10 protein-coding genes and 1 other RNA gene are annotated in these 15,109 nt (G+C 62.8%); 3 read left to right on the forward strand and 8 right to left on the reverse strand.

Features of this window, described 5'->3' with window-relative positions; all coding sequences use genetic code 11:
- The first annotated feature begins 189 nt into the window (after positions 1–189).
- Together AC54AG_RS23865 and AC54AG_RS23870 are read left to right on the forward strand one after the other, a co-directional pair.
- Positions 190–3,045 carry a hybrid sensor histidine kinase/response regulator gene (locus tag AC54AG_RS23865; protein ID WP_496631736.1) on the forward strand — a complete coding sequence of 952 codons (2,856 nt, stop codon included), beginning with the start codon at positions 190–192 and terminating at the stop codon, positions 3,043–3,045.
- A gap of 1 nt (position 3,046) precedes the next feature.
- Positions 3,047–5,206, forward strand: a complete 2,160-nt coding sequence (locus tag AC54AG_RS23870; RefSeq protein ID WP_072456361.1) for a putative bifunctional diguanylate cyclase/phosphodiesterase — start codon at positions 3,047–3,049, stop codon at positions 5,204–5,206.
- Here the strand turns inward: AC54AG_RS23870 and AC54AG_RS23875 are convergent.
- The 7 genes from AC54AG_RS23875 to ubiD form a co-directional block, all read right to left on the reverse strand.
- On the reverse strand, positions 5,175–6,308 hold the full coding sequence (locus AC54AG_RS23875; protein ID WP_496631737.1) for an esterase-like activity of phytase family protein: 1,134 nt from the start codon (positions 6,306–6,308) through the stop codon (positions 5,175–5,177). The genes AC54AG_RS23870 and AC54AG_RS23875 overlap by 32 nt on opposite strands.
- A gap of 138 nt (positions 6,309–6,446) precedes the next feature.
- Positions 6,447–7,667, reverse strand: a complete 1,221-nt coding sequence (locus AC54AG_RS23880; protein ID WP_496631738.1) for a CaiB/BaiF CoA transferase family protein — start codon at positions 7,665–7,667, stop codon at positions 6,447–6,449.
- A gap of 7 nt (positions 7,668–7,674) precedes the next feature.
- Entirely contained in the window at positions 7,675–8,265 is a 591-nt protein-coding gene (gene recR, locus AC54AG_RS23885; protein ID WP_034786598.1) for a recombination mediator RecR, read from the reverse strand.
- A gap of 47 nt (positions 8,266–8,312) precedes the next feature.
- On the reverse strand, positions 8,313–8,639 hold the full coding sequence (locus AC54AG_RS23890) for a YbaB/EbfC family nucleoid-associated protein (protein WP_034759121.1): 327 nt from the start codon (positions 8,637–8,639) through the stop codon (positions 8,313–8,315).
- A gap of 42 nt (positions 8,640–8,681) precedes the next feature.
- A complete protein-coding gene (gene dnaX / locus AC54AG_RS23895) occupies positions 8,682–11,015 on the reverse strand; it encodes a DNA polymerase III subunit gamma/tau (protein WP_496631739.1) in 2,334 nt (777 codons plus the stop codon).
- Between the two features lie 239 nt (positions 11,016–11,254).
- Positions 11,255–11,353, reverse strand: an RNA gene (gene ffs, locus AC54AG_RS23900) — signal recognition particle sRNA small type.
- Between the two features lie 198 nt (positions 11,354–11,551).
- Positions 11,552–13,036, reverse strand: a complete 1,485-nt coding sequence (gene ubiD / locus AC54AG_RS23905) for a 4-hydroxy-3-polyprenylbenzoate decarboxylase (RefSeq protein ID WP_083292446.1) — start codon at positions 13,034–13,036, stop codon at positions 11,552–11,554.
- Positions 13,037–13,514: 478 nt separating this feature from the next.
- Here ubiD and AC54AG_RS23910 point away from each other — a divergent pair, with 478 nt between their 5' ends.
- Positions 13,515–14,438, forward strand: a complete 924-nt coding sequence (locus tag AC54AG_RS23910; protein ID WP_496631740.1) for a transglycosylase SLT domain-containing protein — start codon at positions 13,515–13,517, stop codon at positions 14,436–14,438.
- A gap of 119 nt (positions 14,439–14,557) precedes the next feature.
- Here AC54AG_RS23910 and nusB read toward each other — a convergent pair whose 3' ends face one another.
- On the reverse strand, positions 14,558–15,028 hold the full coding sequence (gene nusB / locus AC54AG_RS23915) for a transcription antitermination factor NusB (protein WP_034759129.1): 471 nt from the start codon (positions 15,026–15,028) through the stop codon (positions 14,558–14,560).
- Positions 15,029–15,109: the final 81 nt, after the last annotated feature.

Genomic DNA, 15,109 nt, shown 5'->3' on the forward strand with positions numbered 1-15,109 from the left:
GGTGTTGTAGCTCTGCAATAATTTGATGGCGGTCTTGCAGGACCGCCATATTTGTTTCATCTCGTATAAGTTTCCCTCCCCTCTCCTTCCTTAGACCCACATCAATATCGTGGTGTGTCTTCGCGTCTATATTTTTCCAATAGGAAATTAAAAAACAGTCAACAGGCCGACCGGAGAAGCGCCGCAACCATGTTCAATTTCCAACGCTCCAGCATCAGCCAGAAGCTGACCATGATTTCGGTATTGTCGTCGGGCTGCGCGCTGCTGCTGGTGTTCGTGGCGTTTGCGCTGACGTCCGTGCTCAGCCACAAGGACGATGAAGGCAAGCAGCTGCTGTCCCTGGCGGGCGTGATCGGTGCGGCCGGCGCGGGGCCCTTGCTGGCAGGCAAATCCGCTCAGCCGCAGGCGGAACAGGTGCTGGCCGCGCTGGCCGCGCGCGACGAGGTCGCCCAGGCGGCCCTTTTCGACCGGAACGGGCGCCTGTTCGCCCTGTACCGCGCGCCGCAGCATGCCGATGGCCTGGCCACGCCGGAGGACCTGGACCCGGCCCTGCTGGCCGACATGGCCGTGCAGCCCGTCACGCAAGGCACGGGCACGACCCTGGCGCCCGCCATGCGTCTGTACCGTCCCGTCTACCGGCCAGGCCAGCCGCAACAGCTGATCGGCGCCGTGCTGATCGAGGCCGACCTGAACCACATGTGGCGCGACATCGGCCGCCACGTGGGCGCCATCGGCGGCGCCACCGTGCTGTCCTTCCTGATCGCCGTGTTCCTCGCGCGGCGTTTCAAAAGCGTGATCGCCGAACCCATCACCAAGCTGATCGACACGGCGCAAAAAGTGTCGAGCAGCCAGACCTACAGCCACCGCATCGCGCACCAGCGCAGCGACGAGCTGGGCGTGCTGATCGACAGTTTCAACGACATGCTGGCGCAGATCGACAGCCGCGACAGCACCCTGGCCAACTACCGCGACCAGCTCGAGCGCCAGGTGGGCGTGCGCACGGCGCAGCTGGAAAAGGCCAAGGACGCGGCCGAGGCCGCCAGCCAGGCGAAAAGCGCGTTTCTTGCCACCATGAGCCATGAAATCCGCACGCCGATGAATGGCGTGCTGGGCATGACGGAGCTGCTGCTGGCCAGCCCTTTGAGCCCGCAGCAGCGCCACTACACGAGCATGGTGCAGCGCTCGGGGCAGAATTTGCTGGTGATCATCAACGACATCCTCGACTTTTCCAAGATCGAGGCGGGCAAGCTGAGCGTGGAATACATCCGCTTCAATTTCCGCGAATTGCTCGACGACATAGAACACGTGTTCGCGCCGCAGGCGCAAGCGAAAAACATCAGCCTGGAATTCGACATCGCGTTTGACATTCCCATCGCCATCTGCGGCGACCCGAACCGTTTGCGCCAGATCATCGTCAATCTGCTGGGCAACGCCATCAAGTTTACGGAAACGGGCAAGGTCACCGTGAAAGTGACCGTGTGCAGCGAAGACGCGCCCAGCGTGGGCTTGCGTTTCGAGGTGCACGACACGGGCATCGGCGTATCGAGCGAGGCGCAGACGCGCATCTTCGAATCGTTCTCGCAGGCGGACGGCTCGACCACGCGCAAGCATGGCGGCACGGGCTTGGGACTGACGATCTCGAAGCAGCTGGTGGAGCTGATGGGCGGCACTATCGGCGTTGATAATGCTTTAACGCAAGGATCGATCTTCTGGTTCGAAGTAAATTTCGATAAGCGGCGAGTCGACAGCGACGACCCGTCCTTCAACCTGAAAACCACGCGAGGGTTACGCGCCTTGATCGTCGACCACACACCGGCCACGCGCGCCGTGCTGGAGCGGCAACTGGCCAGCTGGCACATCGTCAGCGACAGCGCCGGCACGGCCAGCGACTGCCTGGCCAAGCTGCACACGGCCGCGCAGGCGGGCACGCCGTATGGCGTGGCGCTGCTCGACATGGAATTGCCGCGCACCAGCGGCCTGGCCCTGGCCGCCACCATCAAGAGCGACCCGCTGCTGGCCGACCTCAAATTACTGCTGCTGAGTACCGAACAGGCGGCAGCCGACCCGGTGCAGCGGCGCGAGGCGGGCGTGGCCTTCCAGCTGATCAAGCCGGCCCGCGAATGCGACCTGTTCGACTGCATCGTCACGCCGCCGCGCGCCAGCGAGGGCATGCGCATCCATCCGCCGCATGCGGCGCGGCAAGTGGGCCGGCGCCAGCGCCGCCGCGTACTGCTGGCCGAGGACAATCCCGTCAACGTGGAAGTGGCGCTGGCCATGCTCGACAGCCTGGGCCTGGACGTGGTCTGCGCGCGCAACGGCGAACAGGCCTTGCAGGCGGCGCAGGCCGAGGATTTCGATTTGATCCTGATGGATTGCCAGATGCCCGTAATGGATGGCTTTGCCGCCACGGCGGAAATCCGCCGCCACGAACAGCAGTGCGGCCACGCGCGCGTGCTGCCCATCGTCGCCATCACGGCCAATGCGCTGCAGGGCGACCGCGAAGCGTGCCTGGCGGCCGGCATGGACGATTACCTGAGCAAGCCGTTCACGCAGCAGGACCTGGGCCACACGATCGCCCGCTGGATCACGCTGCCGCGCGCGGCCACCGTGCATCACAGCGAAGCGCCGGAGCCGCAAGCGCCTGTGGAGGTGCCGCCCGCGCCGCCGCCCGAGCAAACGCAGACATCGGCCCAGCCGCTGAACCGGCAGGCGCTGGAAAACATCCGCGCCCTGTCCGGCACGGATGGCGATGCGCTGCTCGAGCGGGTCATCCTCGCCTTTACCAGCGAAACGCCGCGCCAGTTGAGCGCCATGCGCGCAGCGATTGCCGGCGCCGATGCGGAAGCGCTGCGCAAGGTGGCGCACAGCCTCAAGTCGGGCAGCGCCAACGTGGGCGCCGATAGCCTGGCGCAACTGTGCAAGGAGATGGAAAAACTGGGCCGCGCCGGCAGCACCGAGGGCGCGGCTGCCCTGCTGCAGCAGATGCAGCAAGCCTTCCTGACCGTACGCGAATCGCTGAACGCCATCCTCGTGAAGGAACACTGACATGACAGCGCCCCTTTCCCCTCCCCGCGGCCTGGTGCTGGTGGCCGACGACGACCCCGTGATGCGTTTGCTGATGCGGCAAATGCTCACGCAGGTGGGCCTGGACGTGATCGAGGCCGAAGACGGCGTGCAGGCGCTGGCCAGCTACAAGCACAGCGGGCCGGACCTCGTCATGCTCGACGTCGACATGCCGGCCATGGACGGCTTTGCCGTGTGCCGCGAAATCCGCCACCAGGAAGTGGGCGGCACGGTGCCCATCATCATGGTCACGGGCGGCGACGAGCTGGAAGCCGTCACGCGCGCCTACGAGGTGGGCGCGACGGATTTCATTTCCAAGCCCATCAACTGGCCCATCCTCGGCCACCGCGTGCTGTACGTGCTGCGCGCCAGCGACGCCATTGCCCGCCTGCGCATCGCCGACGCGCACAACCGCGCCGTGCTGGCCGCCATCCCCGACACCTTCTTTCGCCTCAACAGCGAAGGTTTTTATCTCGACTACGAACAGGGGCACGACGCCAGCGCCGGCTTTTCCATCACCGACTGCGTGGGCAGCCATATCCGCGACGTGCTGCCGCCCGAAATCGCCGCGCGCCTGCTCGACCAGGCGCACGCCGTGCTGGCCACGCAGCACATCGGCTCGGTCGACTACACGCTCACGCACGAAGACAGCACGCGCCATTTCGAAGCGCGCCTGGTGGCGACGGGGGCCGATGAAGTGCTGGGCCTGGTGCGCGACATCAGCGAGCGCAAGCGCACGGAAGAACAGATCCGCCGCCTCGCCTATTGCGACAGCCTGACGGGCATCCCCAACCGGCAAGCATTCCTGGAAACCCTGGAACGCGAACTGGTGCGCTCGAAAGAGCACGACAAGAAATTCGCCGTGCTGTTCATGGACCTCGACGCCTTCAAGCGCATCAACGACACCCTGGGCCACGACGTGGGCGACCATTTGCTCAAGGTGGTGTCCGAGCGCTTGCGCGAAACCATCCGCCCCAGCGACCTGGTGCTGCGCGCCGAATACGAGCTCGATGGCGTCTTTGGCGGCAGCAACCTGGCGCGCCTGGGCGGCGATGAATTCACGATATTGATACCCGACCTGGAGCGTGTGGAAGATGCGCTGAACGTGGCGCACCGGGTCAAGGAAGCCATGCGCCGGCCGTTCATGATCGAGGCGCACGAGATTTTCGTCACGGCAAGCATCGGCATTTCGCTGTATCCGGAAGATGGCGAGGATTGCAATTCGCTGCTCAAATATGCGGACACGGCCATGTACCACGCAAAGAACTGCGGCAAGAACAACGCCAAGCTGTACAGTTCTTCGCTGACGATGGAAATCATGAGCCACGTCAAGATGGAAGTGGGCTTGAGGAAAGCCTTGCAGAACAACGAGCTGTACTTGCTGTACCAGCCGCAGATCGACGTGCCCAGCACGCAGATCGTCGGCGTGGAAGCGCTTGTGCGCTGGCGCCATCCGGAACGGGGCATCATTTCGCCCACGGAATTCATCCCGCTGGCCGAAGAGACGGGGCTGATCGTGCCCATCGGCGAATGGGTGCTGCGCACGGCGTGCAACCAGGCCAAGGCGTGGCAAAACGGTAGCGGGCGCGCCATCCGCATGGCCGTGAACCTGTCGGCCAAGCAATTCAAGGATGAAAACCTGATGCAGATCGTGCTCTCGGCCCTGGCCGACACGGGCCTCGATGCGCGCCTGCTGGAACTGGAATTGACGGAAGGGACCTTGATGGACGATGCGCGCGCCACCATGGTGACCCTGGAGCAATTGCGCGGCATCGGCGTGTACCTGTCGATCGACGACTTCGGCACAGGCTATTCGTCAATGAATTACTTGAAACGCTTCGACGTGCGGGCCTTGAAGATCGACAAGAGTTTTATCGCCGGCTTGCCGCAGGATGCGGAAAACGCGGCCATCACGCGCGCCATCATCGCCATGGCACATGGCTTGAAGATGGTGGTGGTGGCCGAAGGCGTGGAAACGGACGAGCAACTGGTGATGCTGGAAGAATACGGCTGCGACATGGTGCAAGGCTATTTCCTGGGCCACCCGTCGCCGCACGACACGATCACGGCGATGCTGGCCAGGCAGACGAAGCAGCTGGCCAGCGTGGAAACTAGAGCACTTCGAAGGCAAGGATTTGCGTGACTTGCAGCGGATTAAAATTATCGTCGGAAATCAACACGAGGCTGCGGCGGCCGTTTTCCAGGCGCGGCCCCCAGCTGATGCCTTCGATATTGTCGACCCGTGCCAGGCCGGCCTTTTCCAGGTCCAGCAACAAACGCTTGCGCGCCGGCACATAAGTCGCGCCCGCCAGGGCCGGCAGCGCCTGCACATCGGTGGCACCCTGCGTTTCCATTTCGTAGATGCGCACGTGGTTCGTATAGACGCCGTCCGCGTTGGCCACGCCGGCCCGCTCCACCACCAGCACTTGGTGATCGTTGACGGCGAGGATTTCCGACACGCCATTGTCCGCCTCGCGTCCGGGCCCGGGCCGTGACGCGACGGGTTCAATCGGATACGCATACTGGCCCAGCACCTTGCCCGCGCGGTCCAGGCGCGTGATGCGCACGACGGAGCCGTTATCGGGCGTGGCCAGCGGGCCATCCTGGTACAGGGCCGCTTCCATGCCCAGCCACAGGCTCTTGCCATCGCTGGCAAACGACAGCGCTTCAAACGTCATGTTGTTGCGCGAGCCGATTTCTTCCTTGGAGACATTGAACATCGCCGGTGTCGGCAAGGTGGCCAGGTAACGGCCGCCGCTGTCGGCGTGACGCATGAACGGGTGCAAGCCCACCTTGCGGTTGCCTTCGCTGCCGTACCACAGACTGCCATCCTGCGGATCGACGCGGATGGTTTCGATATCGGCCACCTGGTCGCCCCGGTCCAGCTTGGCATGCGCCAGGTTCGGATAGCGGCTGCCGTCGGGCTGCGTGAAGAAATGCACGCTGTTCAAGGTCACGCCCGCGAACGCCTTGCTGTCGTAATTCAAGGCAGCGCGGTAGAAGCGGGCCGGATTGATTTCCGAGCGGTCATCGCTTTCCATCACCCAGCTCTTGTTGGCCGCATCGTAATCGATGCCGGACAAGCCGCCCACCGTGGTGCCCTCGAACGCCTGCCTGAGCGCGATACGCTGCTCGCCGATCAGGCGCAGGCCCGTAATCGGTGCATCATGCGGGAAGCTGGCGCAGGCGGTGAGGAGGATAGTGCTGGATGCCAGGACAAGCGCACGGTGAAAAAAACGATGCATGATAGATATCAGATGAGTTGCGTAGGTCGGCTTAGCGCGAAGCGCGTAAGCCGACAACATTGTTAACTTGGCCGGTGGTGGCGTCGGATTACGCGGCGTGCCGCCGCTAATCCGACCTACCTTCCCGACATCATCCCACTACACCACCCCATCGACCTTGAGCCGCGCGATGGCCGCCGCATCGTAGCCGAGCGACGCCAGCACCTCGTCGTTGTGCTGGCCCAAAGTCGGCCCCAGCCACTGCGTCTTGCCCGGCGTGGCGGACAGTTTCGGGCTGATGGCGGGCAATTTGACGGGTGTGCCGTCAGGGAACTGATGCTGCTCGAACATCTCGCGGGCAAGAAATTGCGGGTCGCTCATCATGTCGCGCACGGAGTAGATTTTGCCGGCCGGCACATCCGCCGCCTTCAGCACGGCCAGCGCGCTGTCTATCGTGTGCTTGGCGCACCAGGCGCCGATGGCGTCGTCGATTTCCTGCGTGCGCGCGACCCGGCCATCGTTGCGCGCCAGTTGCGGGTCGCCCGCCATGTCGATGCGGCCCATGGCCAGCATCAAGCGCTTGAAGATGGCGTCGCCATTGCCGGCAATCACGATATTTTCGCCATCGCCCGTCGTGTAGGTATTCGAGGGCACGATGCCGGGCAGCGAGCCGCCCGTGCGCTCGCGCACCACGCCCGCCTGGTCGTATTCGGGCACCAGGGATTCCATCAGGTTGAACACGGATTCGTACAGGGCCACGTCGACCATCTGCCCTTCGCCAGCGACCGCACCACCGGTCACATCGCGGTGGCGCAAGGCCATCATGGCGCCGATCACGCCGTGCAAGGCCGCCACGGAGTCGCCGATCGATACGCCGACGCGCACGGGCGGACGGTCGGCAAAGCCGGACACATAGCGCAAGCCGCCCATCGATTCGCCGATGGCGCCGAAACCGGGCAAATCCTTCATCGGCCCCGTCTGGCCAAAGCCGGACAGGCGCACCATGATGAGGGATGGTTTGATCTGCTTGAGCTGTTCGTAGCCGAGATCCCACTTTTCCAGCACGCCGGGGCGGTAGTTCTCGATGATGATGTCCGCTTCCAGGGCCAGCTGGCGCGCGATGGCGCGGCCTTCCGGCGACTTCAGGTTCAGGGTGACGCTTTTCTTGTTGCGCGCCTGCACCGACCACCACAGCGAGGTGCCATCCTTCAGTACGCGCCAGGTACGGATGGGATCGCCGCCATCGGGCGACTCGATCTTGATCACGTCGGCGCCGAATTCAGCCAGCATGCGGGCACAGAACGGCCCCGCGATCAGGGTGCCCAGTTCCAGCACTTTAATGCCTTGCAATGGACCAGTGGTCGCGGAGGATTCTGTCATGTTGTAATCAGGTTGCCCTGCGGTCGAGCATCGCGCGGGCAATCGTGCCCGCGTCGACGTATTCCAGTTCGCCGCCCACGGGCACGCCGCGGGCCAGGCGGCTCACGCGCAAGCCCCGCGCCTTCAGCATTTCGCTGATGTAGTGGGCCGTCGCTTCGCCTTCATTCGTGAAGTTGGTGGCCAGCACCACTTCGCCGACCACGCCATCGTTGGCGCGGTTCAATAATTTTTCAAGGTGGATGTCTTTCGGGCCGATGCCGTCCAGCGGAGAGAGCCGTCCCATGAGGACGAAATACAGGCCCTTGTAGGTCAGCGTCTGCTCGATCATCAGCTGGTCGGCGGGCGTTTCCACCACGCACAGCAAGCGCTTGTCGCGCTCTTCGTCGAGACAGGTCTCGCACACTTCATGTTCGGTAAAGGTGTTGCACAGGCCGCAGTGATGCACGGCATCGACGGCCTGGAACAGGGCGCGCGACAGCATGGCCGCGCCTTCCCTATCGTGCTGCAACAAATGAAACGCCATCCGCTGCGCCGACTTGGGGCCGACGCCGGGCAGGCGCCGCAGCGCCTCGGTCAAGAATTCAAGCGACTTGGACATGGATCAACCTTGCCCCGTGCCATAGATCGAGCGCATGCGGCAGTGCATCAGAATGGCATTTTGAAGCCGGCTGGCAAGTTCATGCCGCCAGTCAAGCCTGCCATTTTTTCAGCGGACGTCGCTTCCGCCTTGCGCACGGCGTCGTTGAAGGCGGCAGCCACCAGGTCTTCCAGCATGTCCTTGTCGTCGGCCAGCAGCGACGGGTCGATGGAGACGCGCTTGACGTCGTTCTTGCACGTCATGACGATTTTCACGAGGCCGGCGCCGGACTGGCCTTCCACTTCCACCAGCGCCAGTTGTTCCTGGGCTTTTTTCATGTTGTCTTGCATTGCTTGCGCCTGCTTCATCAGGCCAGCCAGTTGATTTTTCATCATGAGAATGCTCCGTTCAATTCAGTTTATGAGTTTTGTTAATCATTAATGCAGGGTCGGCGCGGCGGAGCCGGCCGGTGCAGGGGTAATCGTTCCCGGCACAACAAAAGCGTCGAATGCACGCTTCATGTCGAGCACGAAGGGATCGCTGGCGATGGTTGCTTCCGCTTGCAGCTGGCACGCCTCTCGGTGGGCCTGCGCCTCCGCGCTGGCCGTGTACCAGACGGCGCCCAGTTCCGTGTCGACATTGACCTTGCGGCCGAAGCGTTCGCTGAGCACGGCCGCCAGTTTTTCCACGTTGGCCGGACTGCGCCACGTGTCGATCGGCACGCGCAGGCGGAACGTGGTGCTGTGGCCGTCGTGCAGGCATTCGATGAGCTCGGCCTGCACGGCCAGTTGCTGGGCGATGCCGCGCAGGGGCAGCACGGCGGCAACGGCTGGCCAGTTGCCGTCCCAGTCCAGGCCCGGCACGGGCGTGATCACATACGGCCCGCTCGGTGCAGCTTGCTTGGCGGCACGCTGCGGCATGACGACGGCCGGCTGTTCGCTGCTTTGCGCAGCCGGTGCCGACACGGCAGCCGAGGCGCTGTCGTCGGAAAATTCGGTGACCCACGGCGGCAAGTCGTCGTCGGCGGGTACCTGCTGTGGCGGCGGCGTGGCAGGACGCGCCTGCTGCACGGGTGCCGTAGCGGCCACTGGCGCTTCCATCACGGCGACCGGTGGCGCATCGTCCCACGGCGCAGGCGCTTTCGCGGCGGCGGGTGGTGGCGGTGCTGCCTGGACAGGTGCAGCCGGTGCCACTGGCGCTGCGGCGACAGCTTCCGCTGCCGGTGCGGAGGCAGCCGGCTTGGGCGCCGACGATGGCGCCGATGGCGCGCTGCCCGGACGGCCTTTCGAGGCGGCACGGGCCGCTTCCAGCGCCGCATTGATGGCGGCGCGGGCGGAACTGATCGGGGCGCCCGAAGCTGCCGGGGCGGCCGCAGCAGGAGCAGGAGCGGCAGGCGGCGCTGCTGGTGCTGGCGCCGGGGCAGCTACAGCTGCTGGTGCCGGTGCCGGAGCGGCCGCGCGTGGCGGCGGCGCTTCGCTGCGGGCCATGCTGGCGGCAGCGGCTGCGACCACGGCGGGCGGTGTCACGGCAGCATGGCTGGCCACGCTGTTCGTGGCGGCGCGGGCGGCCGGTGCGGATGCGCCAGCCGCAGCGCGCGCGGCGGCCACGGCAGCGGGACGATTGCCCGATACAGAAGCTGGCGCGGCAGCAGGCACACCTTCGGCGCCGCCTATGCCGGGCCGAAAGGCCAGCATGCGCAGCAAGGTCATGGTAAAGCCCGCGTATTCGTCGGGCGCCAGGCCCAGTTCATTGCGGCCATGCACGGCGATCTGGTAAAACAGCTGCACTTCTTCCGCGTCAAACGCGGTAGCCAACCGGACGATGTCTGCGTACTCAGGCAGATCCTGCGGCAAGGCGGCAGGCACGGTTTGCGCCAGCGCAATGCGGTGCAGCAAGGTGCCCAGGTCTTGCAGGGCGCCGTTGTACGACAGGCTGCGCGACGCCATCTCGTCGGCCACGGCCAGCAGATCGGCGCCATCCTGCTGCGCCAGCGCGTCGAGCAGGCGTACCAGGTAGGACTGGTCGAGCGCACCGAGCATGCCTTGCACTGCGTCCAAGGTCACCGCGCCGGCCGCATACGCGATGGCCTGGTCCGTCAGGGACAGCGCATCGCGCATGGAACCGTGGGCGCCCTGGGCCAGCAGGCGCAAGGCCGGCTGTTCGAAGGTGATGCCCTCTTGTCCCAGGATATTGTCCAGGTGGCTGATGATGTGGCCGGGCGGCATCTGCTTGAGGTTGAACTGCAGGCAGCGCGACAGCACGGTCACGGGTATCTTTTGCGGGTCCGTCGTGGCCAGGATGAACTTGACGTGCTCGGGCGGTTCTTCCAGGGTCTTCAGCATGGAATTGAACGCGTGGTTCGTCAGCATGTGCACCTCATCGATCATATAGACCTTGAAGCGCGCATTGCTTGGCGCATACACGGCTTGCTCGAGCAGCTGCGCCATTTCATCGACGCCGCGGTTCGACGCCGCATCCATCTCTATATAGTCGACAAAGCGTCCCGCGTCGATCGCCGTGCACGCTTCGCACTGGCCGCACGGCTGGGCCGTGATGCCGCCCGTGCCGTCGGGGCCGATGCAATTGAGCGACTTGGCCAGGATGCGCGACAGGGTCGTCTTGCCGACGCCGCGCGTGCCCGTGAACAGGTAGGCGTGATGCAATCGGCCGCTGTGCAAGGCATGCGTAAGCGCGCGCACGACGTGCTCCTGGCCGACGAGCGTCTCGAAATTCTTGGGGCGGTATTTACGGGCGAGGACTTGATAGGACATGCTGAGATTTTACCATGCGATTTTGCGGGTGATCCTGCGCGGCGGGCGCAAGCCTCATGGCCGGGCCAGGACAAATCTGGCAAACGCGGCAAAGCAGCAATTGTATAACATGGCCAGCTAGAAACAGTGAAAACACGGCAAGCCCGGCAATGCTGCGGGTCAGCAAGAAAACGGGGCCGTAAAAGCAAAAAAGCTGCCCATGGCAGCTTGATTGTTGATCCTGATAAAACATTCCCGAAGGAGGCGAGCCTGATCTGCGGCACTCATGGTTAATAGCCGTGGCTGCTTCGTTCCCGACCTGACCAGGTTAGCCATGCCACGATGCGCAGGGGCCCGCCAGGGACAATTATAACCGACCTGCGCAAGATTGGGAAATTGCCGTGTCAATGCTGCGCAGGTCGGCTTAGGTCGGCTTAGGCGTAGGTCGGCTTAGGCCGCAGGCCGTAAGCCGACACTGCTGAGTATGCAGGCCCGGAGTAAGCAAGCACCGCAACGTCGGCTTACGCGCTGCGCGCTAAGCCGACCTACGTCACTACCTATAAACCCAGCTCCTGCCAAATCCCATCCACCTTGGCCTTCACTTCCGGCGTCATGGCAATCGTCGTGCCCCATTCGCGCGTCGTTTCGCCCGGCCATTTATTGGTCGCATCGATACCCATCTTGCTGCCCAGGCCGCTGACCGGCGAGGCGAAGTCCAGGTAGTCGATCGGCGTGTTGTCGACCAGGGTCGTGTCGCGGATCGGATCGACACGCGTGGTGATGGCCCAGATGACTTCTTTCCAGTCGCGGATATTCACGTCTTCGTCGACGACGACAATGAACTTGGTATACATGAACTGGCGCAAGAAGCTCCACACGCCGAACATCACGCGCTTGGCGTGGCCCGCGTACTGTTTCTTGATCTGCACCACGGCCATGCGGTAGCTGCAGCCTTCGGGCGGCAGATAGAAATCGGTGATTTCGCTGAACTGCTTTTGCAGCAGCGGTACGAACACTTCGTTCAGGGCCAGGCCCAGCACGGCCGGCTCGTCCGGCGGTTTGCCCGTGTACGTGGAGTGGTAGATCGGATCGCGGCGCATGGTGATGCGGTCGATGGTAAACACGGGGAAACTGTCCTGCTCATTATAGTAGCCCGTGTGGTCGCCATACGGCCCTTCCAGCGCATGCTCGTAGCCGCTCGGATGGTTTTCGTCCGGATAGATATGGCCTTCGAGCACGATTTCGGCCGATGCCGGCACGCGCAGCTCGCTGCCGATGGCTTTCACCAGCTCCGTGCGGCTGCCGCGCAGCAAGCCGGCGAACTGGTATTCGGACAGGCTGTCCGGCACCGGCGTGACGGCCCCTAATATAGTAGCGGGATCGGCACCGAGCGCGACGGCGATCGGATACGGCTTGCCCTTGCTTTGAATCGCGTGCTCGCGGAAGTCCAGCGCCCCGCCTCGGTGCGCCAGCCAGCGCATGATGACCTTATTGCGTCCCAGCACTTGCTGGCGGTAGATGCCGAGGTTTTGCCGCTTCTTGTTCGGCCCTTTGGTGATCACCAGGCCCCAGGTAATCAGGGGAGCAACGTCGCCGGGCCAGCAATGCTGGATCGGCAGGCGCGCGAGGTCGACGTCGTTGCCTTCCCAAACGATTTCCTGGCACTTCGCGCCGCGCAACTCCTTCGGCGACATGTCCCACACGGATTTCACCAGCGAACCCAGGCCCAGCAGATCCTTGAAATCCTTCGGCGGTTCCGGTTCCTTCAAGCGCGCCAGCACATGGCCGATCTTGCGCAACTCGCTGACGTCTTCCGCGCCCATGCCCAAGGCCACGCGGCGCGTGGTGCCGAACAGGTTGCCCAGCACCGGCATGGTGTGTCCCGTCGGATTATTGAACAGCAAGGCCGGTCCGCCCGCGCGCAAGGTGCGGTCGCACACTTCCGTCATCTCCAAAATCGGTGAAATGGGGGTCGAAATGGGCTTAAGTTCACCCATTTGTTGCAGTTGAGAAATAAAATCTCGTAAATCTGAATATTTCATGTGTTTTTAATTTTTTTTGACGTCGGACGCCGTTGCTGAAGGATCTATGCCAAGTAATTGATTTTATTGGCTTTTGGCACAATGCAAGCCAAAAAGTAAGACATAAAAGTAATAAAGAAACGATTCGTTAGTATTGACTTGATATAAAACGGCTTCTACAATTCGCCCAACTTGAAAGAGCACGCCGGCCCAGAGCTTGATTTTAGCGTTTCTCTTTCATTCACGGAGTCGGGGCTCCACATGACATTTTAAGGAGTGTTTTCAAAAGGCGTCTGCCTTACCCCCGGTAAAAGTTGTATTGCGACTGATCCAATACCAAAATGGGACCGATCAGCTCAAGCAAGCAATGACGGCGTTTCTCGCACGCATCCATACGCGGCGGAAACGATGATATTTCTGATGCACGGCATTGGCAGTACCCACAACACCGCGACACCGCGGAGGGACTGCCTGTTGACGCGACATTTCGGGGAACTCTATGACTCATCGTAGCACTGAAGCAGCATTACCTGCTTCAACCGTGGCTGGCCAGCCAGCGTTGGCGCGTTTGCGCGCCCGCGCACAAGCCATTTCGGCCCGTGGCGTTTTAACCACTGCACAACACACACTGACAGTCTTCGGCATTTCCGCCCTGGCACTGATCGGCCTGCTGATGTTCCGCCCTGACCTGGGCAAGCAACTGACGCACAGCCTGTTCCCGCTGCCAATGGCAGAAGCGCAAGCCGTTGAAGCGCCGGCCCTGTCGGCACTGATGGAAGCGCCCGCTTCCGTACAAACGGCCGCCGCCAGCGACGCGCCGCTGAGCAAGGAAGAAAAAGCCTTGCTGGGCACGCAAAAGCAGCAGCAATGGGTCACCAACTGGCTCTCCAAGCGTTATCGCGTGGCCAACGACGCGACCAATATGCTCGTCTCGACGGCGTACCTGACGGCCCGTGAAATCAAGCTGGACCCGCTGCTGATCCTGGCCGTGATGGCCATCGAATCGGGCTTGAACCCGTTCGCGGAAAGCCCCGTCGGCGCACAAGGCTTGATGCAAGTCATGTCGAAAGTGCACCATGAGCGCTTCCAGGAAATGGGCGGCGTGCAAGCAGCCCTGAACCCCGTCGCCAACATCCGCGTCGGCTCCCTGATCCTGAAAGACTACGTCACGCGTGGCGGTTCCGTCGAAGCGGGCTTGAAAACCTACGTGGGCGCCGCCAACTTCGCCACCGACTCGGGCTACGGCTCGCGCGTGCTGGCCGAATACCGCCGCCTGAAACAAGTGTCCGCCGGCCAGCGCGTGCCGACCACGACACCGGTGATGGCATCGAACACGCCAGCGCCAGCCAAGGCACCGGCAGCGGTAGCGGAAAGCGGCATCACCATCAAAGTATTACCCCACAACGAGATCGCCGGCCTGTGACCCTTTAAAAGCCCTCACAGGGGCATCCAAAAAGCAGCACCCAGTAAAAAAGCCACCGCACGCATGTGCCGGTGGCTTTTTTATTGCCCTGCGGCAGCAGCCGCAGGGATTACGCTATATTACTTGCGCTTATTGGCGTTGACTTCTTCCTCGCGGAATTTCACTGCCAGCTTGTCGAGCACGCCGTTCACATACTTGTGACCGTCGATACCGCCAAACGACTTGGCCAGCTCGACCGCTTCGTTGATGACGACGCGGTACGGGATTTCCATGTTGTTCTTCAGCTCGAAAGCGCCGATCAGCAGGATGCCATGTTCGATCGGCGACAGTTCAGCAATATTGCGGTCGATCAATGGTGCCATGCTTTCGCGCAGCGCCAGCGAATCCTTGATGGCGCCGTACAGCAGCACCGTGAAATGATCGCCATCGGCCTTGTCGAAACCGTGGGCCGCGCGAATATTGTTCACGACGGTGGTCGCGTCTTCATTGTTCAGCAGCCACTGGTACAAGCCCTGCAGCGCAAACTCGCGCGCGCGGTGACGCGGCGTGCGGTTTTTGCTGGGATTGGCGAGCAAATTTTTCTCAGTCATGATTGTTACCTGTTCTTAAATACGTATTTACTGCAGATAGTGACGAATACCGCGGTGCGCTGCCAGGCAGCACACTGCGGC

It is taken from the genome of Janthinobacterium sp. BCJ23 (genome assembly GCF_059617945.1).

What these genes read in the sequence shown, in the direction of transcription:
- ubiD (WP_083292446.1), bottom strand. Translation starts at nt 13,036, where the DNA reads ATGAAATATTCAGATTTACGAGATTTTATTTCTCAACTGCAACAAATG.
- AC54AG_RS23880 (WP_496631738.1), bottom strand. Translation starts at nt 7,667, where the DNA reads ATGACAGAATCCTCCGCGACCACTGGTCCATTGCAAGGCATTAAAGTG.
- AC54AG_RS23890 (WP_034759121.1), bottom strand. Translation starts at nt 8,639, where the DNA reads ATGATGAAAAATCAACTGGCTGGCCTGATGAAGCAGGCGCAAGCAATG.
- AC54AG_RS23910 (WP_496631740.1), top strand. Translation starts at nt 13,515, where the DNA reads ATGACTCATCGTAGCACTGAAGCAGCATTACCTGCTTCAACCGTGGCT.
- AC54AG_RS23865 (WP_496631736.1), top strand. Translation starts at nt 190, where the DNA reads ATGTTCAATTTCCAACGCTCCAGCATCAGCCAGAAGCTGACCATGATT.
- dnaX (WP_496631739.1), bottom strand. Translation starts at nt 11,015, where the DNA reads ATGTCCTATCAAGTCCTCGCCCGTAAATACCGCCCCAAGAATTTCGAG.
- recR (WP_034786598.1), bottom strand. Translation starts at nt 8,265, where the DNA reads ATGTCCAAGTCGCTTGAATTCTTGACCGAGGCGCTGCGGCGCCTGCCC.
- nusB (WP_034759129.1), bottom strand. Translation starts at nt 15,028, where the DNA reads ATGACTGAGAAAAATTTGCTCGCCAATCCCAGCAAAAACCGCACGCCG.
- AC54AG_RS23875 (WP_496631737.1), bottom strand. Translation starts at nt 6,308, where the DNA reads ATGCATCGTTTTTTTCACCGTGCGCTTGTCCTGGCATCCAGCACTATC.
- AC54AG_RS23870 (WP_072456361.1), top strand. Translation starts at nt 3,047, where the DNA reads ATGACAGCGCCCCTTTCCCCTCCCCGCGGCCTGGTGCTGGTGGCCGAC.